The organism is Skermanella stibiiresistens SB22 (genome assembly GCF_000576635.1).
GTDB lineage: Bacteria > Pseudomonadota > Alphaproteobacteria > Azospirillales > Azospirillaceae > Skermanella > Skermanella stibiiresistens.
On record NZ_AVFL01000006.1, the window covers coordinates 23,385 to 49,677 of the forward strand.

Genomic DNA, 26,293 nt, shown 5'->3' on the forward strand with positions numbered 1-26,293 from the left:
TCAAGCCTTTCCGCGCGCCGGCAGGATGAGGGACCGCGTATCGAAGATCGCCTTGGCGACGGCCACCACCACCAAGGCGCAAAGCGCGGCTTTCGACATCGTCCCCATCGTCCCCTCGATCAACAACGCGTGGATCACAGTGCCAAGGACGACGACCATCGCGAGCGTCGTGTGGATCAGACGCCAAACCCTTAGCCTGAGGCGCAACCGCCGTCGCAGCGCGGCCAGGAGTGCTGTCGCGAACACCGCCCACATCGCGATCACGCCCCAGGCGGAGAAAGGGGTCGGCGAGCGGAAGAGCAGGGCGTCGATCACGTCCGGCGGGCTCGTCAGCCACAGGCCCCCGACATGAACGCCGACCGCCGCCGCGAGCCCGCTCCCAATCCAGGCGTGCGCCCGGCGCCCGGGTCCCGCACGCAGGCCCGGCAGGTATCCCGCCGCCAGCAAAGGCTGCAGGAGGAGAAGCGCGAGCGCGACCACCCCCGCGAAGCCGGCTACGATGTAGACTGGTTCGCGCCATGCGAGCAACGGACTCGTCACCGCCACCGCGATCGGCGGGACAAGCGCGGCCGCGAGGGCGGCCCAGATCAAGATCGCGCGAAAGGAAGGCAAGCGGGTCACGCCGGCCGCAGGACGAAGTGGGCGCTCAGGCTCGTCTCGCTCGCGCCGCGCATGACCGGGCGCAGAAAGACGGTCTCGAACCGTTTGCCGTCGAAGTCCGCGTCATAGGCGAGATGTCCGTGGGGCTGGCCGAAGGTTGGTACGATCTGCGGCATTTCCATTCGAAACACACCATCGGCATCCGTCAGCGTGGCCCCATGGCTTTCCGGGTCGCGCTCGTGCCCCTCGGTCGTATGCGCCCAGATCTGGATGCGCACGCCCTGGAGTGGGGCACCGTCGCCCGCGCGCAGCACCGTACCCGTCATCCAAAAACCGCCGCCGCCGATGCGCTCCACGACGGGCGCACCGGGCAGGTAGTTGTTGGCGCCGCCCCGCATCGTCGGCGTCGGCGCGAGGCCCTGCGCCCGAGCAGGCGCGAAAAGGCCCGAGACGCCAGTCGCGAGCGCCACTCCAACGGCGGAAGTCCCGGCCATGAGCAAGGTCCGGCGCGTCTGTGGGGCGGAGTTCATTCCGATATCTCCTCTCATCATGGATGGCGCGTACGCCTCCTCGTTCACAAACCCTATGTAGGTGATGGAGGCGCGGGGTGAAGCATGCGTCGGGCATTGTCACGGCGACCGTGGCGTTCCGCCACTTACGACGACAGCCTATCTGGATGCGGCCGATCTCCCACGCCCGCCACCAGTCCCCCTCGCCGTCATCCAGCACGCCGATTGTAGCACCCACCCGCTTCCAACATTAGCCTTAAGCCTTCAGGTTGAATTCCTTTCATCGAGCACCAGCATATGCCCCCGTCGCCAGCTCCGCTTCTCGCCCCCGGAATGCGCGTCCTGTGCCGGGATGCGGAGTGGCTGGTGCATCGGGTCGACAAGCTCGACCATACCGGCGGTTCGCAGATCGCCCATTGCACGGGTGCTGACGAGATGGTGCGAGGGCATCAGGCGGCCTTCGTCACCGATCTGGATCAGGTCGTCCAGATCGACCCCAAGGAAACCCGGCTGACCCGCGACACCAGCCATGGTTTCCACAAGGGCAAGCTGTTCCTGGGGGCGCAGTTGCGCCAGATGACCTGAATGAAAGCGAAAAATACGGTCGTGACCGTCAATCCAACTGGAAGAAGAACCATTTCGAGGCGGCGGATCAGGCGACGACGCGGCTGATCCTGGCGATCGAGGGGGCACGGTGAGGGGGCGGCACCCCGCTCACCCCCAACGCTTTGACGGTTCGCGACCGTTTTGCTGTCCCCCCATCCGTGATGAAATGTCATCATTTGTCATCGGGACGCCGAAGGAATCCGCTGGAGTGAACCCTTAGGCTGAGACAGGGAAATTAATGACAGGTGGTTCGCGAGCGGCCGTCCGGGGGTACCCCCGGACGGCCGCTCGCGAACTGTTGTTCGAACTCCACCGGTGGCCGGTACCGCAAGGCCGAGTGGAGGCGTTGTTGATTGTAGACGGTTTCGATGAATGGACCCAGTTGCTCGCGCGCTTGATCCAGATCACGGTATATCGTGCCGTCGACCTGCTCCGCCTTCAGGGTTTTCATGAAGCTCTCGGCCTTGGCGTTGTCGTAGGGATTGGCGATCCGGCTCATGCTTGGCGTGATGCCATGCTCCTCCAATCGCCTGGCGTATTCGGCGCAGGCATACTGGACACCCCGGTCGGAGTGGTGGATCAGACTGTCCGGCGCGGGACGGCGATCCGCTATCGCCATGTCGAGCGCCGCCACCGCCAGTTCCGCCCGCAGGTGGGGCGCCATCGCCCAACCCACGACACGGCGGCTGAAGGCATCCAGCACGATCGCGAGATAGGCGAACTCCTCGCGCAGGCGCACATAGGTGATGTCCGCGACCCACAACTGGTTCAGGGCCGCCACGTCCAAGCCGCGGGCGAGGTTCGGCACGATCCGCCAGTCATGCCGGCTGTCCGTCGTCACCGGCACGAAGGGCCGCCGGGGCAGGCACAGCAGGTTATCCTCCCGCATCAACCGCAGAACGCGCTTGTGGTTGACCGCCCAACCCTCGCGCTTGAGCTGGGCGGTCAGCCGGCGATAACCGTAGCGCCGATTCTCCAGCGCCGCCCGCTGAAGCGCGTCACGCACGCCCGTCTCCTCCACGCGTGGCGCCGAGGTCTGCCAATACCGATAAAAGCCGGCCCGGCTGACGCCGGCGAGCCGGCATAGGCGCTCGATGGTGGCTTGGCCTTGCGGTCGGGACGCGTCGGTCATCGTTCGGATGACTTCGTAGACGCCGTCGCGCCAAGCCCCACGCTCGGCTGGCGTCTTCCCTCGATATGACGCAAGGCTCGCTGAAAAAAATCCAGGTCCACCTGCTGACGCCCAATCATCCGCTCAAGCTCCGCGACCCGCGCTTGCGCCGAAGCGGGAGCGACGACGACCGATCCCAGTGGAACGGCGTGCGGCTGTCCCTTGCCACGCAACGCCTCGGGACCGCCTTCGAGGACCCGCTTGCGCCACGTGTGGATCAATTGTCGCGCCACTCCCAATTCCCGCGCCAAGGCGCTGACGTTCTCACCGGCTTCCAGCCGGCGAACCGCGCCAAGCTTGAAATCCCGGCTGAAAACCCTCGGCTCTTCCTTCGACATTCGGTCACCCCCTGCAGGAAAGTGTCATCATTTCCCTGTCTCAGTCTAGGGGGGCACTCCACTTCGCCGCGATCGAGATTTCGCTGACCAAGGTATTCGGCGGCAGCCGCTACAGCGTCGCCAGCAACTGAACGCTCATCACCCGGATGGCAACCGATACCGGCCTGATCAGCGAGGTCCACAACGACGACAACCGCAATCATCCGCGCGAGGTCGTGGATATCGTCGAGAACGAATTGACCCCACTGATGATCGGACAGGACGTCTTCGCGATCGGGCGGATCGGTTACGTCAGGTTTCGCGCCAGCTTGCTGGCGGACGGAGGATTGAGGTGGAGCAGCCCTTTATGAAGGGAGATGAACAATGCTCTGCCCGCGTTGCTGTTCGGCCAAGACGACGGAGCGCTCGGATCGGACGGCACATGGCTATCGGCATTTCCGGTGCCGGGGCTGCGGGCGGGGCTTCAATGAGCGGACCCGCTCGGTGCTGAACCGGCTTCAACCGCCAACCGACATGGTTCTTCTGATCCTGCTGCCGCGCGGCATGGTGTTCAGCCATGAAGCGATCCGCGACTGGGAAGCCAGCCTGGCGCCGCTGCTGACCGATGCTCTGCGCCAGCGCCGCAAGGGCAAGGCTGGCCGAAGCTGGTATGCCAGCTACCCGCGAACCCTCGACGAGGTGCGCGACTTCCTCCGACCAGCCACTCGGCGCAAGGAGCACGCGTCCGCGGCCCGGCGACGGGCGATCCATGTCCAGAGAGTCGCCGCCCTACGCGATGTGCTCGCCGTCGCCTGACGACCACACCGCTCGCCAGGGCTGATCGTGCCTCCGATCGGAACTGGCGCGAGACCTGACGGAACCTACCAACCTCCTGGTCGGCTCTATCGGGCTGGTGTAATGATGTGGAGCCGCTTGGATGGCGTCGTCCTGGTCAGCACGAACAGGTCCGATGAAGCGTAGGTCCCGCCGGTCTTGGAGGCGTCGCGGCGCACCAGCATGTCCTCGATGCCGTCACCGTCGAAGTCGCCCCGCGCCAGTACGGCCAGCCTGGCCTTCCAGTCCTTGGCCCGGAGTTCGGCCGATCCCGTATCCAATCCGTGGAGCGTGATGGAGCGGTCCACATCCAGGATCGAGCCGCCGGCCGCGGCGGCCCGCTTGACCCGCCGCTCCTCGTCGGGAGAGACCGCGAGGGCCAGTGCTGGTGGCAGGTCGTGAGCCGCCACCTTGTCGAACCGGAAGTCCTTGACGAAGGAGCGCTCCGCCGGCTTGGCCCGGCCAATCAGGTCCAGTGCGGCACATCGGGTGCCGGTCGATCGAAGCACCCGGTACTCCTGGTCGGATCCCGCTCCAACGACCGCCGGTCCAAGCCTGATGTAGTCGGCACAGGTCCGTATGGTGTCCCGAGTTTGACCGGCGCCTAGGTCGATGATGACGTCGAAAGCATCCTCCCAAGGCGCGTCGAGCACCGCCGATAAGGGCCGGTCCGGCTCCAACTCGAGGACGGGCGAGATCCAGATCGGGTTGACCCCACGATCGTCGGCATGGCCCGAGGCGGTCACCGCCCCAAGCCAAACCAGCGCCAGCGCCGCCGCCAGCCCAATCTTCCGCAACCCAGATCGGTTCATTGCCATCATGTACAGATCATACAGTTCGCCGGCGCGGCTTAGCCAGCCTGCGCCACTTCGAGCAGGAGGTTTTTCGCCCAGTCGTTACGGCTCTGCTGAATGCCCCCCCGCTTGCACTCGGCCGCCGCCGTGGCCCAGTCGTGGGCCTCCGCCGCCGCCTTGAACTTCTTGAACTTGAGGAGGCCCCCCATGCCGAGATTGAACGCCATGTCGAGGATGACGCGCCGGGCGTCGACCGGATAATCATCATAGCCGCTGAAGTTCCGTCTGACCTGCCCATCGAAATCCTCGGCCTCGGCGAGCAGGAGCTTGTCGATCTCGGTATCGGGAAGGTCGATCTTGGTGAACGGCTTGTACTTGCTGGCCAGAAGCCCAGCCGTCTGTTTCTTCACCGAAGCGAAATCGTTGGCGATATCGTCCGCCGTCGCCGCCGATCCCGTCACCCGGTCGACGAACGGAAGCTTCCGCGCCGCCGCCGCGTCGGGCAGCATCTTTCCGACACCAACGGTCACGCAGCCCACCGTGTCGAGATACATGTACGAGAATCGGCCTTCGAAGACGCTCAGGTCCTTGACCACTTGATCCCAGGGGAAATCAGCCATCGTATCCTCTACAATTTTTTGGTGTAAACAATGAATCGGACTTACTTTCCTCGGGTGTTATCGATGCCCATTTCTAATTTTAGAATCAAATCCGGTAAAAAATGCCTTAATTACACATGGATAGTGGAGCCGGGCATGACCCGCTCACAGGATCCGCTGAAGGACACGCCGGACATCGACCGCGGCGTCGCCGACCCGCCGCAGGTCAAGGTTGCCTTCAAGCGCGTAGAGGCATCGCTCCATGGCGCTGGCGGCTTCGTTGCTGTCGCCGATCTCGATCAGGTCAAGGATGCGGTGGTGGTGTTCCGCGACCGAGAACATCGCGCCGGAATTGCCATAGAGCCCGAAGATGAGGGCGGTACGGAGGATCAGGGGCTCCAAGGCTCCCGCCAGCGCCGCATTGTGGGCGAGGCTCGACAGACGGCGGTGAAAGTCGCCGGCTTCGGTGATCGCCATCTTGCGGTTGCCGTGCAGCGCGGCGGTTTCCTGGGCGTCGACCTTGCGGCGCAGGTCCCTCAGCCGATGGGTCAGGACGGTGCGGGCGACGATCTCGGTCGTGACGCGCTCGATCACGCGGCGGGCCTCGAAGATGTCCTTGGCGTCCTTGATGCCGGGGCTGGCGATGAAGGCACCCCTGTTCGCCTTCAACTCGACCAGTTGCTCATAGGACAGCCGTTGCAGGCATTGGCGTATCCGTGAGCGGGTGACGCCGAAGGTCTCAGCCAGCAACTCCTCGCCGAGCTTGGTTCCGGGAGGCAGCGCGCCGATCAGAACCCTGGTCCTGATGTGTTCGACGATCACCTCCTCGATGTCGTCGCCCGGTTCGGCTGATGGATGTGACTTGGAGTTCTTCGCTGACTTCGACATCGCCGATCCAATTCCGAGGCAGGCTTCATGTAAATCATGGGCACGGATTGTCGACAATCTTGATGATTTTGGCGACAAACAGCCGCCGGATTTCCTTTCATCAGCTAAGTCCCTGATTTTACTGAGATGGCACGGCTTCTGCAAACACCGAAGGGAAAAATAGCCGATCCGCACCCAAGAGGAACCGAGCATGCCTTCCATCCCATCCAGTCCCGACCGCCGCGAAACCCTTGTGGCCGGTCCAGCCGATGCGAATGGTGGAACGATGACCGGCATCCCGGTCATCGACATCTCGCCCTATCTCCAGGGATCACCGGAGGGCGGCCGGGAGGTGGCTAATCAAATCAACAAGGCGTGTGAGGAGATCGGCTTCTTCATCATCGTCGGCCACGGCGTCGACCAGCCCAGCGTCGACCGGACCTATCGAACCGCCGCCGATTTCTTCCAGTCGCCGGTCGAGGACAAGCTGAGGATCCGCCAACCCGACCCGTCGATCAGCCGCGGCTATACCCCGCTGAAGGGCGAGAGCCTGTCGGCCGGGTTGGGCATGGGCGCACCCGGCGACCTCAAGGAAATGATCGACATGGGACCGGTCGATATTCCCGGCGGCGAATACTACGAGCGTCCGGAGGCCGGCCATCACTTCCACCCGAACCTCTGGCCCGAAAGGCCCGAGGGTTTCGAACAGACAATGAAGTCCTATTACCGCCGCATGAACAGGCTGGCCAACGACCTGATGGGATTGTTCGCGCTGGCGCTCGACCTGCCGGAGGACTTTTTCTACGACAAGCTGGACCGCAACATGAGCGCGCTGCGGATCATCTGCTATCCGGAACAAGCCGAGGCTCCGGAACCCGGTCAGCTTCGCAGCGGCGCCCACACCGATTACGGCACGCTGACGATCCTGATGTCGGATCAAGCGGCCGGAGGCTTGCAGGCGCGCCATCGGGATGGCTACTGGGTCGACGTCACGCCCCAGCCCGGCTCCTATGTCGTCAATATCGGCGACGTCATGCAGATCTGGACCAACGACCGCTGGGTCTCGACGCTCCACCGCGTCGTCAACCCCCCGGCGGAACTCGCCAGCACGGCGCGGCGCCACTCGGTCGTGTTCTTCCACCAGCCGAACTACGACGCGGTGATCGAAACCCTGCCATCCTGCTTCGGACCGTCGGAGCCCAGGAAGTACGACAGCTTCACCTATGCCGAGCATTGGACGCGGAAGTGGATGGCGACCAAGGCCTGACCGGCTACCCCCTCAACGAGGCGACGCGGCATAGAGGAAGCGACACGTGGCCGATTTCTCCCTCGCCCTGACGGGCGACATCCTCCCGACCCGGCGGCTGCTCGATCCGCCGGCCTCGGCTCTCGCGGTCTACCAATTGCTTCACGACTCCGATCTGGCGGTTGGGAACTTCGAGATGCCGCTGACCCGCGGCGGCGCTCCGGTCGAGAAGCTGCTGAACATCCGGGCCGCTCCCGAGATCGCCGCCGACGTGCCGGGGATTGGGGTCGATATCGTCACGATCGCCAACAACCACGCGGTCGACTATGGCTGGACCGGCTTGGACGAGACGCGGCGGGGTCTGACGGACGCCGGCTTGCGGGTGATCGGCGCCGGGCTCGATCAGGCCGAGGCTTCACTGCCCGCGGTCATGGACGTGGCGGGCCGGCGCGTGGGGATCGTGGCGTTCTCCTGCCTCACCCCCACCGGCATGGCGGCGGGCCCGGACCGTCCCGGCATCTCGCCGATCCGGGTCGAGACCGCCTACGAGGTCGATCCCTGGTACCAGATGGAGGAACCGGGCGATCCCTCCGCCATCCGGATCAGGACGACGGTGCGGGCGGACGACGCCGCCTCGGCGCTGGCCGCCGTCACCGCCTTGCGCGGCCGGTGCGATGTCGTCGTGGCGACGATCCACTGGGGCTTCGGCTCCGGCGAGGACTTGGCGGAGTATCAGATGCCCCTCGGCCGGGCCTTGATCGAGGCCGGCGCCGACATCGTCCATGGACACCACCCGCACGCGGTCCATGGCATCGGCTTCCATCGGGGCAAGCCGATCCTCTTCAGCCTGGGCACCTTCATTGGACAGCAGGTCTTCCTGGAGGCCTCGCCCAAGGTCAAGGCGCTATGGGCCGGGATGTCGCCGGACGGCTACGTCGCCCAGACCCTGTTCGCGGACGGCGGCGCCATCCGGCTCCGGGTCTTCCCGACGACGCTGGACGCCGAGCGGTTGCCCATGCTGGCGACCGGCGACGGGTTCCACCGCGTCGCCGACCGACTGGCGCGGCTTTCCGGGCCCCTGGGCGCCGAGGTCCGGGCCGACCCTTCCGGATTCCTGACCATCACCCCCATTCCTTAACCCAACCAACGACAGACAGGGACCATGACCGTGACGCATCCCCCCAGCAGCCCCTCCTTCCTCCGCGGCGTCGCGAGACGCGGTTTCCTCGCGGGCGCGTTCCTCCTTGGGACGGCGGCGCTATCCGCAGGCTTCCCAGCGGGCGCCGCGGCTCAGGAAAAGCTGATCGCGGTCAGCTTCCCCAACTCGTCGACAATCGGCGCCGTGGTCACCTCCCTCAACCAGGCCAAGGTGAAGGGGACCGAAATGGGCTACCGGGTCGTGGTGGACGATCCCGGCGCCGACATGAACAAGCAGATCAACACCTTGAAGACTTGGATCCAGCAGAAGGTTCCGGTGATCGTCTGCGTGACGCCGCAGCCCGCCGTGTTCGAGACGATCGCGAAGCAAGCCCGCGAGGCCGGGATCAAGTGGATCACCTATGGCGAGAAGCTGACCAACCAGGACGCGACGGTCGGCTACGCCCAATATGACGACGGGCGGAAGCTTGGCGAGTACGCGGGCAAGTGGGTCAACGAGACCCTGGGCGGGACGGCCAAGGTCGTGGTGCTCGGCTATGAGAAGGCGACCTGGGGCCAGTTGCGCGGCAATGGCATCAAGGATGGGCTGAAGTCGGTGGCGCCCAAGGTGGAGATCGTCGCCGAGCAGGACGCGATCAACCCGACCGACGGCCTCAACGTGACGCGCTCCATCCTCCAGGCCCATCCCGACGCCAACGTGATCCTGGGCGTCGAGGACCCGGCGACGGAGGGCGCCTACAAGGCGTGGATCGCGTCGGGCAAGGACAAGTCGGATCCCAAGGCGTTCATCGGCGGCATGGACGGCACGGTGCCGGCCCTCAAGCTGCTGAGGGAAGGCGGCACGATCTACCGCGCGTCCATGGCGATCCCGCTGAAGAGCGTGGGTGACGCGATCGTGACGACAGCCGACGACTTGCTGAACGGCAGGAACAAGGGTGACTCGATCGTGCCGCTGGAACTGGTGACGGAGAAGTCGCCCAAGGCGCAGGCCTATCTGGACGAACAGGGCGCCGGCGGCTGAAGGGAGGCGGGGATGTCGTTCGCCGTTCGCGGCCTCAGGAAAAGCTATGGGGGCGTCGAAGTCCTCAAGGGCATCGATCTCGCGGTCGCCGACGGCGAGATCCACGCCTTGCTGGGCGCCAACGGCGCCGGAAAATCGACGCTGATCAAGTGCCTGTCGGGAGGGACCAGCCCGGACTCCGGCGAGATGATCGTCGGCGGGCGCTCCCATGCCACGCTGACCCCGCGCGAGGCCAAGCGCGCCGGCATCGCGGTGATCCACCAGGAACTGTCGCTGGCCCTGAGCCTGTCAGCCAGCGACAACATCTTCCTGGGCAACGAGCTGGTCATCGGGCCCTTCGTCCGGCGCCGCGCCCAGCGCGCCGAGGCGGCCCGGTGGCTGGATGGGCTCGGCATCGACATCGATCCCGACGCCGACCTGTCGACCTTGGGGAACGCCGAACTGCAAAGCCTGGAGATCGTCAAGGCGTTGAGATCGGACCCGAAGGTACTGATCCTGGACGAGCCGACCGCCGCACTGTCCGAACAGGAGGCGGAAAACCTCGGCCGCCACTTGCTGGCCTTGAAGCGGTCGAATCTTCCGGTGCTCTACGTGACGCATCGCTTGGCGGAGGTCTTCGCCTTGGCCGACCGGGTGTCGGTCCTGCGCGGCGGCGAGGTCGTGCTGACGGGAGCGGTATCCGATCTGGACCATGACCAGATCGTCCGCGCCGTCGTCGGGCGCCCGGTCGAGCGGGGCCGCGCCGTCCGGCGGCACGATGCCGAAGCCAAGGCGGTCATCGAGGTCGAGGGACTGGTGGCGCCCAGGGTCGGACCGGTCGATTTCTCTGTCCACGCCGGAGAAATCGTCGGCGTGTTCGGGCTGGTCGGTTCCGGACGGACCGAACTGCTGGAGGCGCTGTTCGGCGCCATCCCCACGGCCGCCGGCGCGATCAGGCTGGACGGTTCGCCCTACGCGCCCCGCGATCCCGCCGCGGCGGTGATGGCCGGTGTGGCCCTGGTGCCGTCCGACCGGCTGCGCAAGAGCATCATCGGCGGGTTGTCCGCCGGGGAGAACATGCTGCTGCCCTGGCTATGGGATCTTTCCCGCTGGGGATGGCGGCGGCGGAGCCGGGAGGTTGGCGTCTTCAACCGGACCGGCACGCGGCTCAACCTCCAGCCGCGCCGGTCCGATCTGGAGGCGCGGCGCTATTCCGGCGGCAACCAGCAGAAGCTGGTGATCGGCCGATGGCTCAACGAGGTCCGGTCATGTCGGCTGCTGATGCTGGACGAACCAACCCAGGGGGTCGACGTCGGCGCGCGGCGCGACATCTACGAGGCCCTGCGGTCGGTCGCCGCTAACACCGGCACCGCCGTGATCGTCACCTCGTCCGAGCCGGAGGAATTGATGCAACTGGCCGACCGCGTGATCGTGCTGTCCGGCGGACGGATCGCCGGAACCTTGAGGGGCGCCGAGATCGACGAGACCCGCCTGACCGCGCTGGCCCATCGGATCGAACATGAGAAGGAGACCGCGGCATGAAGACCGCCGCCCTGGCGCCCCAAGCCGAACCGCTCGCCTCCCGCCTCCTGGCCGGACGGGGCGACCTGATCGTCAACAACATCCTGCTGGTGGCGCTGATCCTGCTGATCGCCTTCTTCGCGTCGCAGAGCCCGGCTTTCCTGTCGGTGTCGAACTTCAAGGTGATCCTGACCAACTACGCCGCGATCGGCGTGGTGGCGGCGGTCATGACGCCGCTGGTGATCGCTGGGCATGTCGATCTCTCGGTCGGATCGAACATCGCGTTCTCCGGCATGGTCACGGCGCTGGCGATCACCAGCTGGGGCGTTCCTCCCGCCGTCGCGTTCGGCGTCGGCGTCGCGACCGGAGCGGCGGTCGGACTGGTCAACGGCTTGTTGAACGGGGTGCTCCGCTTCAACCCGATCATCGTGACGCTTGGCATGCTCGGGCTGCTGCGGGGCGTGACGCTGCTGGTCAATTCGACCGAGGTCTATGGTCTGGGCGACACGTTCTTCTGGATCGGCAATGGCGACTTGCTCGGAATTCCGGTGCTGCTCTGGTTCGTCTGCGGCGCCTTCGCGCTGGCGGGATTGTTCACCTCGGCGACGGTGTGGGGGCGCCACATCTACGCGATCGGCATCAATCCGCAAGCCGCGTTCCTAGCGGCCCTGCCGGTCCGCGGGCTGCTGGTGGCGCTCTATGTCGCGGCGGGGGCCGCCGCCGGCTTGGCGGGCGTGATGCTGGTTGGCCGGCTCGACGGCGCGTCGCCAGGTTCCCTTGGGCTGCAGATGGAATTGCAGGCGCTGACCATCATCCTGCTGGGGGGAGTCGCCTTCGCCGGCGGCCGCGGCAGGGTGATGGGCGTCGTGACGGCTTGGGTCTTCCTGGGTGTCATGGACAACGGCCTGACATTGCTCAACGTGCCGCCCTTCGTGCAACTGGTCGCCAGCGGCTTGGCCCTGGTCTTCGCCGCCAGCTTGGACGCGCTGGGATCTTTCATCACGACGCGGGGCGCGCGGCGGAAACTGGTGGCGGAGAGGCTGGCGAAGTAACTATCCGGGAGTTTTCCAGTCATCGCCCAGTTATCGGTGATTTAAAAACCGATCGGTCTGTTTATTGAGGATCTCGGGGACAGTGCATTCAACGATATTTATCGACAAAGGTATAAAAAATGGAGTATCGGGATTGCGTTTGAATTAGTACATTCGATTGTTGTGGTGGAATTCAGCATGTCCCGATTGTCTCGTCAGATTCGGTTCACCTTCGTCTTGGCGCTGGCCACCAGCTGGATGTCGGGTTGCGCCACCACTGGCCGCCAATATTCATCGGGAGAGAATGGGCCCGTCGATTGCAAGGATTTTCCCATCACGAGTGATCGTAAAGATCTGAAACCTGATCATGAGAAGAGTTGCTTAATTTCCACACCGGGTGCCGTGGAACTCACGGCAACCGCCTATGTCCGAAGTTTTCAAAGTGACACGGGCTTCATGAACGTCCTTCTCCAAACGGCTGGCATCAATACACACGTAAAGCATCAGGATGTTCAGGCGCTCGTCTCCAAAATCGAGTTGGTCAGGGCCAAGGGCGTCAATTGGGAAGCGCTGCCTCCGATCGATGTCAATGGCCGCACATACAAACTCCAGAAATTCTCTGTGAACCAAATACCGCTGGACTGCATCGGTTTCGCCACCTATGGCAACAGTATCGATGTTGGTTACCGATCCATACTTCAGGGATTTTCTTGCAAAAGTCTTGAAATTGGCAAGATAGACGTTTCGGATTTGAAGAAGGATCTGGAAGCTTTGCGGTTCCGGCAGTAGGAACCCATCAACCCACACCCGATCTCCCAATGCTTTCCATCTTCCATTGCTCAGCCGTATTCAACGGAATTGGATTTCAAGATGCCCGTACCGGTTTCACGTCTTCCGGCCTTCCTTTTTTTGGCAATCATGGTCTCCGGCCTTCCCGCGGGATGCGTGAGCGCCGAGAGGCAATATTCCTCGGGAGAGAATGGTCCCGTCGATTGCGGCAACTTTCCAATCAAAAGCTCCCGCCAGGATCTGAAACCAGACGATGGCAAAACCTGCTTCATCGTGACCGACACCAATATACAGGCTGTCGGAACAGGGTACTTACGCAGGTTTTCGCGTGACGGCAGCGTCATGATCGCGAGCCTGGAGGTTGCCGGATTGCATACTTACATCGTGCGGAAAAACGTGCGCGAATTGTTGTCTGTTTTCCCGGAGGTGAAAAATACTGGCGTCAATTGGGTGGAACAACCTTCCATGGAAGTGGGAGATCAAAAATACGAGACTCAGAAGTTCTCACTGAATCAGCAATTCCATACATGCATGGGCTTCTCGACCTACGGCAACACGGCCTTCCTGGGATACGCGAGAGGCTTCTACGGGTACTCGTGCAAACATGGATCCAAGGGTGTGATCAGCGCGGACGATCTGAGGCGGGATCTGGAAGCGCTGGATTTCAGGATGTGACCGTCAGACCGGGCGGCGGAGTTCCCTGATCATCGTGTCCAGCATGCTTCCAGCGGCACCCGACCGTCGGGGATCGCCTGGGCCCGACACTCGGCCCAGCAGCGCGGGCCCTTGATGGGTGGACGATCCCATCGAGAATTTGGAGATCCGTGGATCATGGCCTGGAGCCGGCGGGTCGCGACATGGCCCTTCGACCATGTCGGTTGATCGGTGTCGATCCATTGGTGACGCCGCCGTCACAGCACCGCTAGCATCCCGCCATCGACGTGGATGATCTGCCCGTTGACGTAATTGGAGGCGGGAGCCGACAGGAAGACCACGGCGCCGATCAGCTCGTCCGGCCGTCCCCAGCGCCGGGACGGCGTGCGGCCCTTGACCCAGGTGTCGAACGCCGGGTTGTCGATCAGGGCCTGGTTCATGTCGGTGACCATGTAGCCGGGGCCGATCGCGTTGGCCTGGATGCCCTTCTCGGCCCATTCCGCCGTCATCGCCTTGGTCAGCATCTTGATGCCGCCCTTCGAGACCGTATAGGGCGCGATGGTGGCGCGGGCGACATCGCTCATCAGCGAGCCGATGTTGACGATCTTGCCTTGGCCGCGCGGGATCATGCGCTTGGCGGCCTCCCGGCCGATCACGAAGGCGCTGGTCAGGTTGGTCTCGATCACCCGGCGCCACTCCTCGGTCGCGAGATCGACCATGGGCTTCCGCAGTTGGATGCCGGCGTTGTTGACCAGGATGTCCACCGCGATTCCCTGCCGGTCGAGGTTTTCGAAGGCCGCCGTGATCGCGGCCTCGTCGGTGACGTCGAACAAGGCTTCGTGGACGGTGTGGCCCTCCGCCCGCAACTCCCCCGCCGACGCCGTTAGGCGATCAGGATTGGAGCCGTTAAGGATGATCGCGGCGCCGGCCTCCGCCAAGCCGCGCGCCATGGAATTGCCCAGTCCGCGCGACGATCCCGTGACCAGCGCGGTGCGGCCGGTCAGATCGAACAAACCCTTGGTCGTGGTCATGTGCTTTTTCCCCCCTTTGGCATGGCTTGTCATGGGTGGCTTGGTCCGCCCAAAATGCTTTGCAGCCATATTATCGTCTACCCTATCATCCCGCCCTACGAAAGAACGGCGGCCCGACCTGTGTCGAGCCGAGGGTTTCAGCCAAGGAAGTCAATGTCGATCACAGCGCTGCGCCAAATGGCGGACACCCGCCCACGGCACGAGCCAACACGACAGGTCATCGCCAAGCTGCTGGCGGCGCTGGAACAGCCGGCGGGCCAGGACCGGGGCTTGACCGACGCCGCCTACGAGGTTTGGTATCTGGGCGACGACGCCGCTTGCCTGCGGCTTTTGGAAGCCTTGGTGGAGTGCCCGCTGACCCCGCCGGAGCGGCAGAAGCTCGACATCATGCTGGCGGCGCGCCACTGGATCGACGGCCAGATCGCGAAGATGCACCAGCCGCTTCAGAAGAACGTCCCGTTCCTGTCGTCGGAGCCGCGCGAGCTGGAGGCGGCGTTCCTGCGCTCGCTCGGCCGCCATCTGGTGCAGCTGATCAACGGCATACGGCCCGACCGCTACCAGGGTCCGCCAGGAGCGCCACGCCGCCGGATCGACTTCATCGGCGATTCCCACGTGCTGGCGCCCGCCAACCTCGTCCAGAAGCTCGGTTCCGATCTCTGGCAGGTGCGCGCCCATTACGTGCCGGGGGTCAAGCTGTGGCATGTGGTGCGGGAACCAGCCCTTCGATACCGGATCGGCATGGAGAACACCGTCGCCGCCTGCGCAGGCCCCAGCGGGTTCGCGGTCTTCTCGGTCGGCGAAATCGATTGCCGGCCCGACGCCGGGTTCTACAACGCGGTTCGGCGCGGCGAGTACGGCGTCGCGGCGATCCCCGCCATGGTCGACCTGTATCTGGAGCGGCTGGAGGCATGGCGCGCTGGCGGTATCTCCCAGATCGGGATCTGGGGCATCCCGGCGCCGCGCGAGGATTTCCTGGAAGCCGTCGGCGCGGACAAGGCGCTCGTCCGCGACATCGTCGCGACCGTCAACGACACCTTGCGCCGGGGCGCCGCCACGCGCGGGTTCGTCTTCTTCGACCTTTACGCCCTGACACAGCGGGATGGCTTCGCCAGCGGAGGCTATCATATCGACCACGCCCATGTCGGCAGCAACGTGCTTGGCGCCCTCGGGGAGAACCGTTTGATCCTAGGCTTGTGAGATCGCCGCATAATTGAGCGGCTCCACCGAGAAAAACGTCATTGGAATCAACGGTTCGACCGTAGCCGTTCTGTAATTCGCCTAATAACTGGTCAATTCGGGCGGTGATTTAGGCATCTGTATACAAAGCAGCCGAGCCGGGGAACGCCAAACCCCAGTACCCAAGCGCATTCGCGCTTTGGCACCACGCTTGCAAACCGCCTGATTTCCAGCAGCTAGGGTTCCGGCCGGAACGGGTTCAAACCCCGACCGGTGTTACTGGTCCGAGAGCGGCGACCCGTCCGGTGAACAGCGGACGGGCACACGGCGGGACAAAAGCCCGGGAGGTCTCAAACACGGAGGATGTTGCTCCGATGGGACGTCCCATTGCCCGGCACTCCTCCCCTGTCCGAGGTGTTGCCATGGCGACCGGTCACTCCGAACCGCTATACCAAGATCGCATCGACGGCGGCAAACATTGGTCCCTGACGGTCAAGCGCGGCATGATCCTGCGCCTGATCGACATCGAGGGCGGCGCCAATGTCGGCATGCTGTTCCACAACCCCGCCAACCCGCTGGAGCGCTACAACGCGCCCGACACGCTGAAGTGCCAGCACACCTTCAAGCTGACCGCCGGCCATTGCCTGTATTCCGACATGGGGCGGATCTTCTGCTCGATCGTCGAGGACACCGCCGGCTGGCATGACACCGTCTGCGGCAACTCGACCAAGGCGCTGGTGGCGGAGCGCTGGGGCGCCAAGACCTACCAGGAGTTCCGCAACGACTGGACCCAGAACGGCCACGACAGCTTCCTGGTGGAAGCCGCCAAGTACGGGCTGGGCCGGCGCGATCTGGCGGCCAACGTCAACTGGTTCAGCAAGATCGCGACCGGGGAGGACGGCACGCTGGTGTTCGACCCCACCGCTGCCAAACCGGGAGCCCATGTCGACCTGCGGTTCGAGATGGACACGCTGGTGCTGTTCCACACCTGCCCCCACCCGATGAACCCGGCGGCCGAATATCCCCGGAAGCCGATCACCTACCAGCTTTACCAGGGCCAGCCCGTCGCGGACGACGATCCCTGCCTCAACAGCCGCCCGGAGAACCGGCGCGGGTTCGCCAACAACCACCTCCACCACCTCCACGGCTGAGCGGAACGGGGAAACCGGACATGACCAAGACAAGCACCCTGTCGCCCGACACCGCCGTGCTCCGCGAGACGGTCCCGGCGGGAGCCTACTGGTTCCACAAGGTGGGGGCGGGACAGATCTTCCGCATCGTCGACCTGAAGGGCAATCAGGCGGCCGACACCCTGTTCTACAGCGCCGCCGATCCCGCCGAGCGCTACAGCGCGGTCGACACCATCCGCGAGCAGCGGAACGTCTACCTGAGCGTCGGCACCAAGCTGATGTCCACGGCGGGTAACCCGATGCTGGTGATCACCGCCGACACCGTCGGCCGCCACGACACGCTGGGGGGAGCCTGCTCCACGGAATCCAACACGGTCCGGTACGCCCTGGAGAAGAAGACCATGCACGCCTGCCGCGACAGCTATCTGCTGGCGGTGACGGAGCACGAGGAGTTCGGCCTGACCAAGCGGGACATCACCCACAACATCAACTTCTTCATGAACGTGCCGGTGACGCCGGAGGGCGGACTTACCTTCGCCGATGGTCTCAGCGGTCCCGGCCAGTATGTCGAGATGCGGGCCGAGATGGACGTCATCGTGCTGATCTCCAACTGCCCGCAGCTCAACAACCCCTGCAACGCCTACAACCCGACCCCGATCGAGGTCGTGGTCTGGGACCCGGCGTGAGGGGGAAAACGCGCATGTTCTCCAAGATCCTGATCGCCAACCGCGGCGAGATCGCCTGCCGCGTCATCCGCACCCTGGATCGGATTGGGATCGCCTCGGTCGCGATCCACTCCGACGCCGACGTCCATTCGCTCCATGTCACCCAAGCGGGAGAGGCGGTTCGGATCGGCCCGGCCGCCGTGGCGGAAAGCTATCTCGACGGCGACCGCATCCTGGCGGCGGCGTTGGCGACGGGCGCCGAGGCGATCCATCCCGGCTATGGCTTCCTGTCGGAGAATCCTGGTTTCGCCGAGGCCTGCGCCCGGGCCGGGATCACCTTCATCGGCCCGACGCCAGACCAGATGCAGGCGTTCGGGCTGAAGCACACGGCGCGGGAGATCGCGTTGGAAAGCGGCGTGCCGCTGTCGCCGGGCAGTGGCTTGCTGGCCGATGCTGGCGAGGCCCTGGCCGCCGCGGAGACCATCGGCTACCCCGTGATGATCAAGAGCACCGCCGGGGGTGGCGGCATCGGCATGCGGCTGTGCCGGGAACCTGCCGAGTTGGCCCAGATGTTCGAGGCGGTGGCTCGGCTGTCGCGCGACAACTTCAAGGATTCCGGCGTCTATCTGGAGAAGTTCGTTGAGCACGCCCGCCACATCGAGGTGCAGATCTTCGGCGATGGCCAGGGCGGCGTGGTCGCCTTGGGCGAGCGGGACTGCTCGGCCCAGCGCCGCAACCAGAAGGTCATCGAGGAGACGCCCGCACCGGCGTTGACCGACGCCCAGCGCCGGGGCCTGTTCGACGCGGCGGAGCGGCTGGGCCGTGCGGTCGGCTACCAGTCCGCCGGGACGGTGGAGTTCATCCACGACGCTGAGACCGGCGAGTTTTACTTCCTGGAGGTCAACACGCGGCTACAGGTCGAGCATGGCGTCACCGAGGAGGTGACGGGGATCGACTTGGTGGAATGGATGATCCGGCAGGCCGCCGGCGAGACCTTGCCGCTGGCGGAACACGCGCGCCGGTCCGAGGGGGCCTCGATCCAGGTCAGGATCTACGCCGAGGATCCCGGCCGGGCCTATCGCCCGTCGTCCGGTGTCCTGACCGAGGTGGTGTTCCCTACCGAGACGCGGGTGGAGACCTGGGTAGAGCGCGGGACGGAGGTGACGCCGTTCTACGATCCACTGCTGGCCAAGATCATCGTGCGCGGCACCGACCGGGCCGAGGCCATCACCAAGCTTCGGGCCGCGCTGGACCAGTGCCGGCTGGACGGGATCGAGACCAACCTGCGATACCTGCGCCAGCTGGCCGCCGACCCTGGGTTCGCCGAGGGCGGTTTCACCACCCGCTATCTGGAGACGGTAACCTACCGAGCGCGCTCGATCGAGGTCGTGACGCCGGGCACCCTGACCAGCGTGCAGGATCATCCCGGCCGCGTCGGCTATTGGGAGGTCGGCGTGCCACCGTCCGGTCCGATGGACCCGCTGGCGTTCCGCCTGGGAAACCGACTGCTGGGCAACCCCGAGGGGATGGCGGGACTGGAGATGACCGTCTCCGGCCCGGTGCTGAAGTTCAACACCGACGAAGTGATCTGTCTGACGGGAGCGCCCATGGCGGCGTCGCTCGATGGTGAGCCGGTGCCGTTCTGGCGGGCGGTGCGGGTGTCGGCCGGAGCAAGCTTGCGGATCGGCGCCGCGACCGGGGTGGGTTGCCGGGCCTATCTGCTGGTCCAGGGCGGCATCGACGTGCCCGATTATCTGGGCAGCAAATCGACCTTCACGCTCGGCAAGTTCGGCGGCCATGGCGGGCGGGCGCTGCTGCCGGGCGACATCCTGCATGTCGGTGATGGCCCAGTCGGCGAGACCGCGACCCTGCCGCCGGACCTGATCCCCGCCTACGGACACGCCTGGGAGATCGGCGTGCTGTATGGGCCGCATGGAGCACCCGACTTCTTCACCGAAGCCGATATCCGGGAGTTCTTCGCGGCGGATTGGGAGGTCCATTACAATTCCAGCCGCACGGGCGTGCGGCTGATCGGTCCCAAACCGGAATGGGCGAGGAAGGACGGCGGCGAGGCCGGCCTGCATCCGTCGAACATCCACGACAACGCCTATGCCATCGGCACGATCGACTTCACCGGCGACATGCCGGTCATCCTGGGGCCGGACGGGCCGAGCTTGGGCGGGTTCGTCTGCCCCGCCACCATCGTGAGTGCGGAGTTGTGGAAGATCGGCCAGCTTCGACCGGGCGACACGGTTCGCTTCCGGCGCCTGTCCGCGGCCGAGGCGGCGCTGCTGGAGGATGCCCAGGACGCCGCCGTCGTGACGCTCCGGCCGGTCGATCCCGCCACCCTGCCCTACCGTCCCGGCACCGGGCCGGATGAGGCGGTGCTTCACCGGATCACCGCCGCGGCGGGTGGCGAGGATGTCGTCTATCGCCGGTCGGGTGACCGTTATCTGCTGGTCGAATACGGGCCTCCCGTGCTGGACCTCGACCTCCGCTTCCGGGTCCACGCGCTCCACCGGCACGTGGCGGCGCTGGGGCTGCCCGGCATCCTGGACCTGACGCCCGGCATCCGCTCGCTCCAGATCCATTACGACAGCCGCGCGCTGGCGCTGGACGACCTGCTTGGCCGCCTGATCGCCGCCGAGCGGGAACTGCCCGCGATCGACGACCTGGAGGTCGCGACCAGGATCGTCCACCTGCCGCTGTCCTGGGACGACGAGGCGACCCGGCTCGCCATCGCCAAATACGCCCAGTCGGTCCGCGCCGACGCGCCTTGGTGCCCGAGCAACATCGAGTTCATCCGCAGGATCAACGGCCTGGGCGACATCGAGGCGGTCAAGGAGATCGTGTTCAACGCCAGCTATCTGGTGATGGGGCTGGGCGACGTGTATCTCGGAGCGCCGGTCGCGACCCCGGTCGATCCGCGACACCGGCTGGTGACGACCAAGTACAACCCCGCCCGCACCTGGACGCCGGAGAACGCGGTCGGCATCGGCGGCGCCTATCTCTGCGTCTATGGAATGGAGGGGCCGGGTGGCTATCAGTTCGTCGGCCGCACCTGCCAGATGTGGAACACCCACCGGACCACGACCGAGTTCCCCGCCGGCAAATCGTGGCTGCTGCGCCACTTCGACCAGCTCCGGTTCTACCCGGTAAGCCACGAGGAACTGCTGGCGTTCCGCGCCGACTTCCTCCAGGGCCGCGTGTCGCTGAGGATCACCGAGGAGACCTTTCGGCTGCGCGACTATCGCCGCTTCCTGGCGGATAACCAGCCGTCGATCGAGGCGTTCAAGGCGAAGCAGCAGGCCGCCTTCGAGGCCGAGCGCGCACGGTGGGAGGAAGCCGGGCAGGACGTGGTGACGGCGGAACCCATCGCCTCTCCCGTCAACGCTCTCGGGGATGGCGACCTTCCCGACGGCGCTGAGGCCGTCGCCAGTCCGGTTTCCGGCAGCGTCTGGAAGATCGCCGGAACGGTCGGATCCGCGGTCAAGGCCGGCGACGCCTTGGTCATCGTCGAATCCATGAAGATGGAGATCCAGGTCTCCTCCCCCGCCGACGGAACCTTGGTCGAGATCCGCTGCGCCGAGGGACAGGCGGTCTCCCTGGGTCAATCACTGGCCGTCGTCATCCCCACCATCGCCTGAGTCCCCGCCCAAAAACATCAAACAGGAGCAACCCCATGCGGACACCGTTCAAGCGAGCGCTCGCCGGCCTGATCCTCGCAACCACCATCGTCATGGCGCAAGCACCCGCGATGGCGGCGGAGAAGACCACCTTCCGGGTCGCGTGGTCGATCTACGCCGGCTGGATGCCGTGGGGCTACGCGTCCGACAGCGGCATCATGAAAAAGTGGGCGGACAAATACGGGATCACGGTCGACATCGTCCAGATCAACGACTATGTCGAATCGATCAACCAGTACACGGCGGGCGCCTTCGACGGCTGCGTCATGACCAACATGGACGCCCTGACCATTCCGGCGGCGGGTGGGCTGGACAGCACCGGCCTGATCGCCGGCGACTTCTCCGACGGCAATGACGGGCTGGTGCTGAAGGGCGGCGAGAGCGTGGCGGAGGTCAAGGGCCGGAACGTCAACCTGGTCGAACTGTCGGTCTCCCATTACCTGCTGGCCCGCGCGCTCGATTCCGTCGGCTTGTCCGAGCGGGATGTCCGCGTCGTCAACACGTCGGACGCCGACATCGTTTCGGCCTTCGTCTCGCCCGACGTGACGGCCACCGTGACCTGGAATCCCCAGCTCAGCGAGGTCGCCAAGGCGGAAGGCGCCACGCTGGTGTTCGACAGCTCCAAGATCCCCGGCGAGATCATCGACTTAATGGTGGTCAACACCGAAACGCTCAAGGACAATCCGAAGCTGGGAAAGGCCCTGGTCGGCGCTTGGTACGAGATCCTGGGCCTGATGCGGGACACCGGTCCCAAGGGCACCGAGGTCCTGACCGCGATGGCGACGGCGTCCGGCACCGATCTGGCGGGCTTCAAATCGCAGCTCGCCACCACGCGGATGTTTTACACCCCCGCCGAGGCGGTCGCCTTCGCCACCAGCCCCGATCTGGTCAAGAGCATGGATCTGGTGCGGAACTTCTCGTTCGACCATGGACTGCTGGGCGAGGGATCGACCAGCGTCGACGCGGTCGGCATCGCGTTTCCGGGTGGCGCCACGCTGGGCGATACCGGCAACGTCAAGCTGCGCTTCGACGCCGACCACATGAAGGCGGCCGCCGACGGAAAGCTCTGAGCGATGCGGCGGATCATCAACCTCAGGCCTGGCCGGGGCGGCATCGTGCTGTGGGGAGCCTTGCCGTTCCTCGTGGCCGGCGTGGCCTATGCCGTGGCATCGGCGGAGCGGCTGGCGGTCAACCCGAACGACAAGCTGCTGCCCCAGCTGTCGAGCTTCGGGACGGCGCTGGCCCGGCTGGCGCTGAACCCGGACCAGCGGACCGGCGACTACCTGATGTGGGTCGACACCCTCGCCAGCCTGCAAAGGCTGGGCATCGGCCTGTCGGTGGCGGCCGCCCTGGCGCTGGTGCTGGGGTTGGCGATCGGCTTGATCCCCTATGTCAGGGCGGGGCTGTCGCCCTTCGTCGGCGTCATCTCGATGATCCCGCCGATGGCGGTGCTGCCGGTGTTGTTCATCGTGTTCGGGCTGGACGAACTGTCCAAGGTGGTGCTGATCGTGCTGGGCGTGGCGCCGTTCCTGGTGCGCGATCTGGCCCTGCGGGTCGAGGACATGCCGCGCGAGCAGCTGATCAAGGCGCAGACGCTGGGAGCCTCCACCTGGCAGATCGTGATCCGCGTCGTGCTGCCCCAGATGCTGCCCCGGCTGATCGACGCGGTCCGCCTGTCCCTGGGTCCGGCCTGGCTGTTCCTGATCTCGGCCGAGGCCATCGCGGCGACGGAGGGGCTGGGATACAGGATCTTCCTGGTCCGCCGCTACATGGCGATGGACGTGATCCTGCCCTACGTCGCCTGGATCACGCTGCTGGCCTTCCTGTCCGACGCGGCGCTGCGCTGGATCAACGCCCGCTTCTTCCCCTGGCTCAGGGCTGGCAAGGGTCAATCATGAGCCGGATCTCGGTCAGGAACCTGTGGAAGGAATATCCCGGTCAGGTGGTGCTGGAGCGGGTGTCGCTGGAAATCCCGTCCGGCGAGTTCTGCGCCCTGGTCGGGCCGTCGGGCTGCGGCAAGACGACGTTCCTGCGCCTGCTGCTGGGAGAGGAGAGCCCCAGCCGCGGCGTGATCGAGTTGGATGGCAAGCCGCTGGTGGCGGAACCCGGCCCGGATCGTGGCGTGGTGTTCCAGCGCTATTCGGTGTTCCCGCACCTGACGGTGCTCCAGAACGTCATCATCGGCCGCGAATTCGAACGCTCGCGCTTGCTGGGCAAGCTGTTCGGCGCGGAGCGGCGCGCGGCGGTCGAGGAGGCGGATGAGATCCTGGAGACCGTCGGCCTGTCCGCCCACCGCTCGAAGTATCCGGCCGAGCTGTCCGGCGGCATGCAACAGCGTCTGGCGATCTCGCAGGCCCTGATCCGCAAGCCGAAGGTGCTGCTGCTGGACGAGCCCTTCGGCGCGCTGGACGCCGGCACCAAGAGCCAGATGTACGACCTGCTGCTGGGCCTGTGGGACAAGCACAAGATGAGCGTCTTCATGATCACCCACGACCTGAAGGAGGGCTTCACCCTGGCGACCCGCGTCCTCGCCTTCGACAAGGTCCGCCTGGACCCGCAAGCGCCGGGCGCCTATGGCGCGACCGTGACCTACGACCTGCCGCTCGAAGCCAAGCCCGCGCGGAAGGCGGCCGCCGCGTGAGGGATGCCTGATCGAGAGCGACGCGGAGTTTGGACATGAGGATCCTCCATCAATGTCAACGCAAAGATGGTGGCTCGGACCTCGTCGCTCGCCCCATAGCTTCGTTCTGCCGGGACGCTGGCGCTGTCCAGCGCCGCCCGGTCATCGACTGGCTATCGACCGCCTTTCGGACGGGGCGGACGTGACGGCGACAGCGGCGCCATCACCGCCCACGGCTCATCGCCGACCAAAGGGTCTCACCATGCCCCTGAGGTGGGCCCAAACAACCAGCCCACCAAGGTTTTGTCAGGCGCTCTTATTACCTCATCGTCGGAACCGAAACGCGCCAGTCCGCCAACTTACCCATGCCATCGACTGGCAGCGCCGCCCCGAAGCTGAGGGCGCGTGGGCGTTCCGCGACGTCAAGGGCGCGCTCGATCCAGGCTTCGATCTCATCGCGGAGTTCCGCGTCGCCGGGTGCGCCTGGAGCGGGAACGACGAAGGCTTTCAGTCGGTTCCCCTCGCTTGAAGTCATTGGCCGCACCGCGGCGTCCGCGACAAAAGGATGATCCAGCAGACGCTTCCTGATCAGCTCCGGACAAACATTGATCCCGCCGACTTGAACGACCCCGTCCAGTCTGCCGGCTGGCAGGAAGCGGGCATCATCGAGCCAATGCAGACTATCCTGAAGCTCCGCCTCGATCACGACCCCCGATGCCGTTGTGCGGCGGAGCGATTCACCACGCCGCATCCAGTGGGGGAAAAGTTGGAAACCGACGTCGGACGCGTTTCTCCAGCCGATGCCAGCGGTTTCCGAGGAACCATAAAGCTCGATCAGGCGCTCGGTGACGTTTCCCGTCACCGACGCGGCAAGTACCGCCGGGCATGGCGCCGTCGAGGTGACCCCGACGACGTTGGGAACGCCCCGTCCGCCAATGTCTCGTCCACCGGACGGGGCGACGGTCTCGCGCCAGAATGTGGGATGGCCGACAACCAAGTCGCCGGATCGGCACAGCGCGCGCAGCAGGGCTGGCGCCCGGTCCCGGATGTCCAGCACCTCCACTGGCGTCTCCCCGCCCAGGTGCCGCGGCAGAAGGACAGTGAACAGGAAGCCATAGATATGATGTGCGGGCACGGCGCTGAGCACCCGCGTCCGGCCCGGCAGCAGCGCCGCGAGGCGGATCGCCTCTTCCTCCAGCGCCTCGAGCCGGTGCTGGCAGGGCTTACCCGCCCCCGTGGTGCCGGATGTCAGGAACGTGATTTCATCGTCGAACCTCGCGAGGGAGGCTTGGCAAACCTCGACCCAGCCACCGAGCGTCCGGCGTGCCAACAAGTAGTCCTCGATCCCGCCGCGATGGAGGTGCAGCGCCTGAACCAGGCAACTTGAAAGACTTAGCAACTCAAGCGAGTCGGCGCCTAGGTCGTCGTCGAGGGCGAAGTCCGGCGGCCACCCCCTTGACGACGGCGGCGGTACCCGGCTTTCCGGCCGAAGCCGGGTGAACTGCCGGAACACCAGATCCGTGATGAAGCGGGTCAGAGGCAGGTCGTCGCACCACCAAGGCCGAATGGTCATGGGTGGTGGCCAGTCACAGGCGCTTGACGAACACCCAATAGGTGTCGCCCACCAGAGCCCTCTTCATGTGAACCTTCACCTTGGTGGGCTTCATGTTGTAGTCGAAGGTGTACTCGAACATCGTATTGAGGTTGCCAGCCTTGACGCCCCTGTCGAATTCGCCCTTGAACTCTGGCTTGTTGGTGCATGGGGCCACTTCGGTGAAGAAATTTTTGCCAATCACGTCCTTGGGATGCCGGCCGGTTATGGCACCTTCGGCGCTGTTGTACTGCAGAATGACTCCCTTTCCGTCCAATTGGATCGCGCCGAAGGCGAGGCCATCGATGTCTTTGCCGGACATCCGGGCAACGACATTGTCGATGTCGCTCTTGCCGAACTCGATCACGTTCAAGCCACCCGTCATCAGGACCTCTGAATTCACGTTATGATTAACGCCTTAGTATGCCGTTACCGCATGTTTGGTAAAGCGGGACGTTGGTGATAGGTGACTGGCATGCGACCCCGTCATCTGTCACTATCTACTTAAAGTTGTATAACAACTTCCAGTGGATGGGGTCGTGTCTCTTCACCCTGCGGGCCAATGCCTGACATCCATAAGCGGGCCAAGATCGTTCATCGCGCCGCCGACACCCGAATTAACCGGATATTCACGAGCGACCACCTACGATCGTCGGCGCATTGGACATCGAGATTGATCGGGCTTGTCCGCGTGGCCT

General features: G+C 65.1%; 27 protein-coding genes and 1 riboswitch. Of the genes, 17 read left to right on the forward strand and 10 right to left on the reverse strand.

Going from position 1 to position 26,293, the window contains the following annotated elements; genetic code table 11:
* Positions 1-612 carry a ferric reductase-like transmembrane domain-containing protein gene (locus N825_RS09815; RefSeq protein ID WP_157619108.1) on the reverse strand — a complete coding sequence of 204 codons (612 nt, stop codon included), beginning with the start codon at positions 610-612 and terminating at the stop codon, positions 1-3.
* Positions 613-617: 5 nt separating this feature from the next.
* Positions 618-1,130 carry a peptidase associated/transthyretin-like domain-containing protein gene (locus N825_RS09820; RefSeq protein WP_037450942.1) on the reverse strand — a complete coding sequence of 171 codons (513 nt, stop codon included), beginning with the start codon at positions 1,128-1,130 and terminating at the stop codon, positions 618-620.
* 276 nt (positions 1,131-1,406) lie between these two features.
* Between N825_RS09820 and N825_RS09825 the strand changes: the two genes are divergently transcribed.
* Positions 1,407-1,694, forward strand: coding sequence for a hypothetical protein (locus N825_RS09825; protein ID WP_157619075.1), 288 nt, complete (start codon positions 1,407-1,409; stop codon positions 1,692-1,694).
* Between the two features lie 256 nt (positions 1,695-1,950).
* Here the strand turns inward: N825_RS09825 and N825_RS09830 are convergent, their stop codons facing one another.
* The gene (locus N825_RS09830) at positions 1,951-2,847 is read right to left on the reverse strand and encodes an IS3 family transposase (RefSeq protein WP_051511884.1); all 897 of its coding nucleotides are present in this window, start codon (positions 2,845-2,847) and stop codon (positions 1,951-1,953) included.
* Complete coding sequence (locus N825_RS09835) at positions 2,844-3,224, reverse strand: transposase (RefSeq protein WP_037450502.1); 381 nt, start codon at positions 3,222-3,224, stop codon at positions 2,844-2,846. Before N825_RS09835 ends, N825_RS09830 begins: the two co-directional genes overlap by 4 nt.
* 146 nt (positions 3,225-3,370) lie before the next feature.
* Between N825_RS09835 and N825_RS09840 the strand changes: the two genes are divergently transcribed.
* Together N825_RS09840 and N825_RS09845 are read left to right on the forward strand one after the other, a co-directional pair.
* Positions 3,371-3,574: a hypothetical protein gene (locus N825_RS09840; protein WP_037450505.1), complete on the forward strand. Its 204-nt coding sequence runs from the start codon at positions 3,371-3,373 to the stop codon at positions 3,572-3,574.
* 13 nt (positions 3,575-3,587) lie between these two features.
* Positions 3,588-4,019, forward strand: coding sequence for a hypothetical protein (locus N825_RS09845; protein WP_051511886.1), 432 nt, complete (start codon positions 3,588-3,590; stop codon positions 4,017-4,019).
* Between the two features lie 86 nt (positions 4,020-4,105).
* On the opposite strand, the gene N825_RS09850 is transcribed toward N825_RS09845, so the two are convergent.
* From N825_RS09850 to N825_RS38775, 3 genes are all read right to left on the reverse strand, one after another.
* Complete coding sequence (locus tag N825_RS09850) at positions 4,106-4,858, reverse strand: hypothetical protein (RefSeq protein WP_157619076.1); 753 nt, start codon at positions 4,856-4,858, stop codon at positions 4,106-4,108.
* A 29-nt stretch (positions 4,859-4,887) separates the two neighbouring features.
* Positions 4,888-5,451, reverse strand: coding sequence for a lysozyme family protein (locus N825_RS09855; RefSeq protein WP_037450512.1), 564 nt, complete (start codon positions 5,449-5,451; stop codon positions 4,888-4,890).
* 144 nt (positions 5,452-5,595) lie between these two features.
* A complete protein-coding gene (locus tag N825_RS38775; RefSeq protein WP_037450514.1) occupies positions 5,596-6,318 on the reverse strand; it encodes a GntR family transcriptional regulator in 723 nt (240 codons plus the stop codon).
* Between the two features lie 190 nt (positions 6,319-6,508).
* Here N825_RS38775 and N825_RS09865 point away from each other — a divergent pair, with 190 nt between their 5' ends.
* The 7 genes from N825_RS09865 (at position 6,509) to N825_RS09895 (ending at position 13,717) form a co-directional block, all read left to right on the forward strand.
* Positions 6,509-7,564, forward strand: coding sequence for an isopenicillin N synthase family dioxygenase (locus tag N825_RS09865; RefSeq protein ID WP_157619078.1), 1,056 nt, complete (start codon positions 6,509-6,511; stop codon positions 7,562-7,564).
* A gap of 46 nt (positions 7,565-7,610) precedes the next feature.
* Entirely contained in the window at positions 7,611-8,681 is a 1,071-nt protein-coding gene (locus N825_RS09870) for a CapA family protein (protein WP_037450517.1), read from the forward strand.
* 30 nt (positions 8,682-8,711) lie between these two features.
* On the forward strand, positions 8,712-9,722 hold the full coding sequence (locus tag N825_RS36355) for a sugar ABC transporter substrate-binding protein (RefSeq protein WP_198038262.1): 1,011 nt from the start codon (positions 8,712-8,714) through the stop codon (positions 9,720-9,722).
* 12 nt (positions 9,723-9,734) lie between these two features.
* Positions 9,735-11,243 (forward strand): sugar ABC transporter ATP-binding protein, encoded by a 1,509-nt coding sequence (locus tag N825_RS09880; protein WP_037450519.1) that lies wholly within the window; start codon positions 9,735-9,737, stop codon positions 11,241-11,243.
* Complete coding sequence (locus N825_RS09885; RefSeq protein WP_051511890.1) at positions 11,240-12,274, forward strand: ABC transporter permease; 1,035 nt, start codon at positions 11,240-11,242, stop codon at positions 12,272-12,274. Before N825_RS09880 ends, N825_RS09885 begins: the two co-directional genes overlap by 4 nt.
* A 177-nt stretch (positions 12,275-12,451) precedes the next feature.
* Positions 12,452-13,042 carry a hypothetical protein gene (locus N825_RS38780; RefSeq protein WP_157619079.1) on the forward strand — a complete coding sequence of 197 codons (591 nt, stop codon included), beginning with the start codon at positions 12,452-12,454 and terminating at the stop codon, positions 13,040-13,042.
* Between the two features lie 81 nt (positions 13,043-13,123).
* A complete protein-coding gene (locus N825_RS09895; protein WP_157619080.1) occupies positions 13,124-13,717 on the forward strand; it encodes a hypothetical protein in 594 nt (197 codons plus the stop codon).
* 236 nt (positions 13,718-13,953) lie between these two features.
* On the opposite strand, the gene N825_RS09900 is transcribed toward N825_RS09895, so the two are convergent.
* Entirely contained in the window at positions 13,954-14,727 is a 774-nt protein-coding gene (locus N825_RS09900) for an SDR family oxidoreductase (RefSeq protein ID WP_037450527.1), read from the reverse strand.
* Between the two features lie 153 nt (positions 14,728-14,880).
* Here N825_RS09900 and N825_RS09905 point away from each other — a divergent pair, with 153 nt between their 5' ends.
* From N825_RS09905 to N825_RS09935, 7 genes are all read left to right on the forward strand, one after another.
* Positions 14,881-15,924 (forward strand): hypothetical protein, encoded by a 1,044-nt coding sequence (locus tag N825_RS09905; protein ID WP_037450529.1) that lies wholly within the window; start codon positions 14,881-14,883, stop codon positions 15,922-15,924.
* 204 nt (positions 15,925-16,128) lie between these two features.
* Positions 16,129-16,252, forward strand: a riboswitch (guanidine-I (ykkC/yxkD leader).
* 73 nt (positions 16,253-16,325) lie between these two features.
* Positions 16,326-17,054, forward strand: coding sequence for an urea amidolyase associated protein UAAP1 (locus N825_RS09910; protein WP_037450532.1), 729 nt, complete (start codon positions 16,326-16,328; stop codon positions 17,052-17,054).
* A 20-nt stretch (positions 17,055-17,074) separates the two neighbouring features.
* A complete protein-coding gene (locus tag N825_RS09915; RefSeq protein ID WP_037450535.1) occupies positions 17,075-17,719 on the forward strand; it encodes an urea amidolyase associated protein UAAP2 in 645 nt (214 codons plus the stop codon).
* A gap of 14 nt (positions 17,720-17,733) precedes the next feature.
* Positions 17,734-21,345 carry an urea carboxylase gene (gene uca / locus N825_RS09920; RefSeq protein ID WP_037450537.1) on the forward strand — a complete coding sequence of 1,204 codons (3,612 nt, stop codon included), beginning with the start codon at positions 17,734-17,736 and terminating at the stop codon, positions 21,343-21,345.
* A gap of 35 nt (positions 21,346-21,380) precedes the next feature.
* Positions 21,381-22,454: a putative urea ABC transporter substrate-binding protein gene (locus N825_RS09925; protein WP_037450540.1), complete on the forward strand. Its 1,074-nt coding sequence runs from the start codon at positions 21,381-21,383 to the stop codon at positions 22,452-22,454.
* A gap of 3 nt (positions 22,455-22,457) precedes the next feature.
* Positions 22,458-23,282, forward strand: coding sequence for an ABC transporter permease (locus N825_RS09930; protein WP_037450545.1), 825 nt, complete (start codon positions 22,458-22,460; stop codon positions 23,280-23,282).
* Complete coding sequence (locus tag N825_RS09935) at positions 23,279-24,025, forward strand: ABC transporter ATP-binding protein (RefSeq protein ID WP_037450548.1); 747 nt, start codon at positions 23,279-23,281, stop codon at positions 24,023-24,025. The genes N825_RS09930 and N825_RS09935 overlap by 4 nt, the downstream gene beginning before the upstream one ends.
* A 298-nt stretch (positions 24,026-24,323) precedes the next feature.
* Here N825_RS09935 and N825_RS09940 read toward each other — a convergent pair whose 3' ends face one another.
* Both N825_RS09940 and pyp read right to left on the reverse strand, forming a co-directional pair.
* Positions 24,324-25,577, reverse strand: coding sequence for an AMP-binding protein (locus N825_RS09940; protein WP_051511892.1), 1,254 nt, complete (start codon positions 25,575-25,577; stop codon positions 24,324-24,326).
* Between the two features lie 13 nt (positions 25,578-25,590).
* Positions 25,591-25,980, reverse strand: a complete 390-nt coding sequence (gene pyp / locus N825_RS09945; protein WP_037450551.1) for a photoactive yellow protein — start codon at positions 25,978-25,980, stop codon at positions 25,591-25,593.
* Between the last annotated feature and the right edge of the window lie 313 nt (positions 25,981-26,293).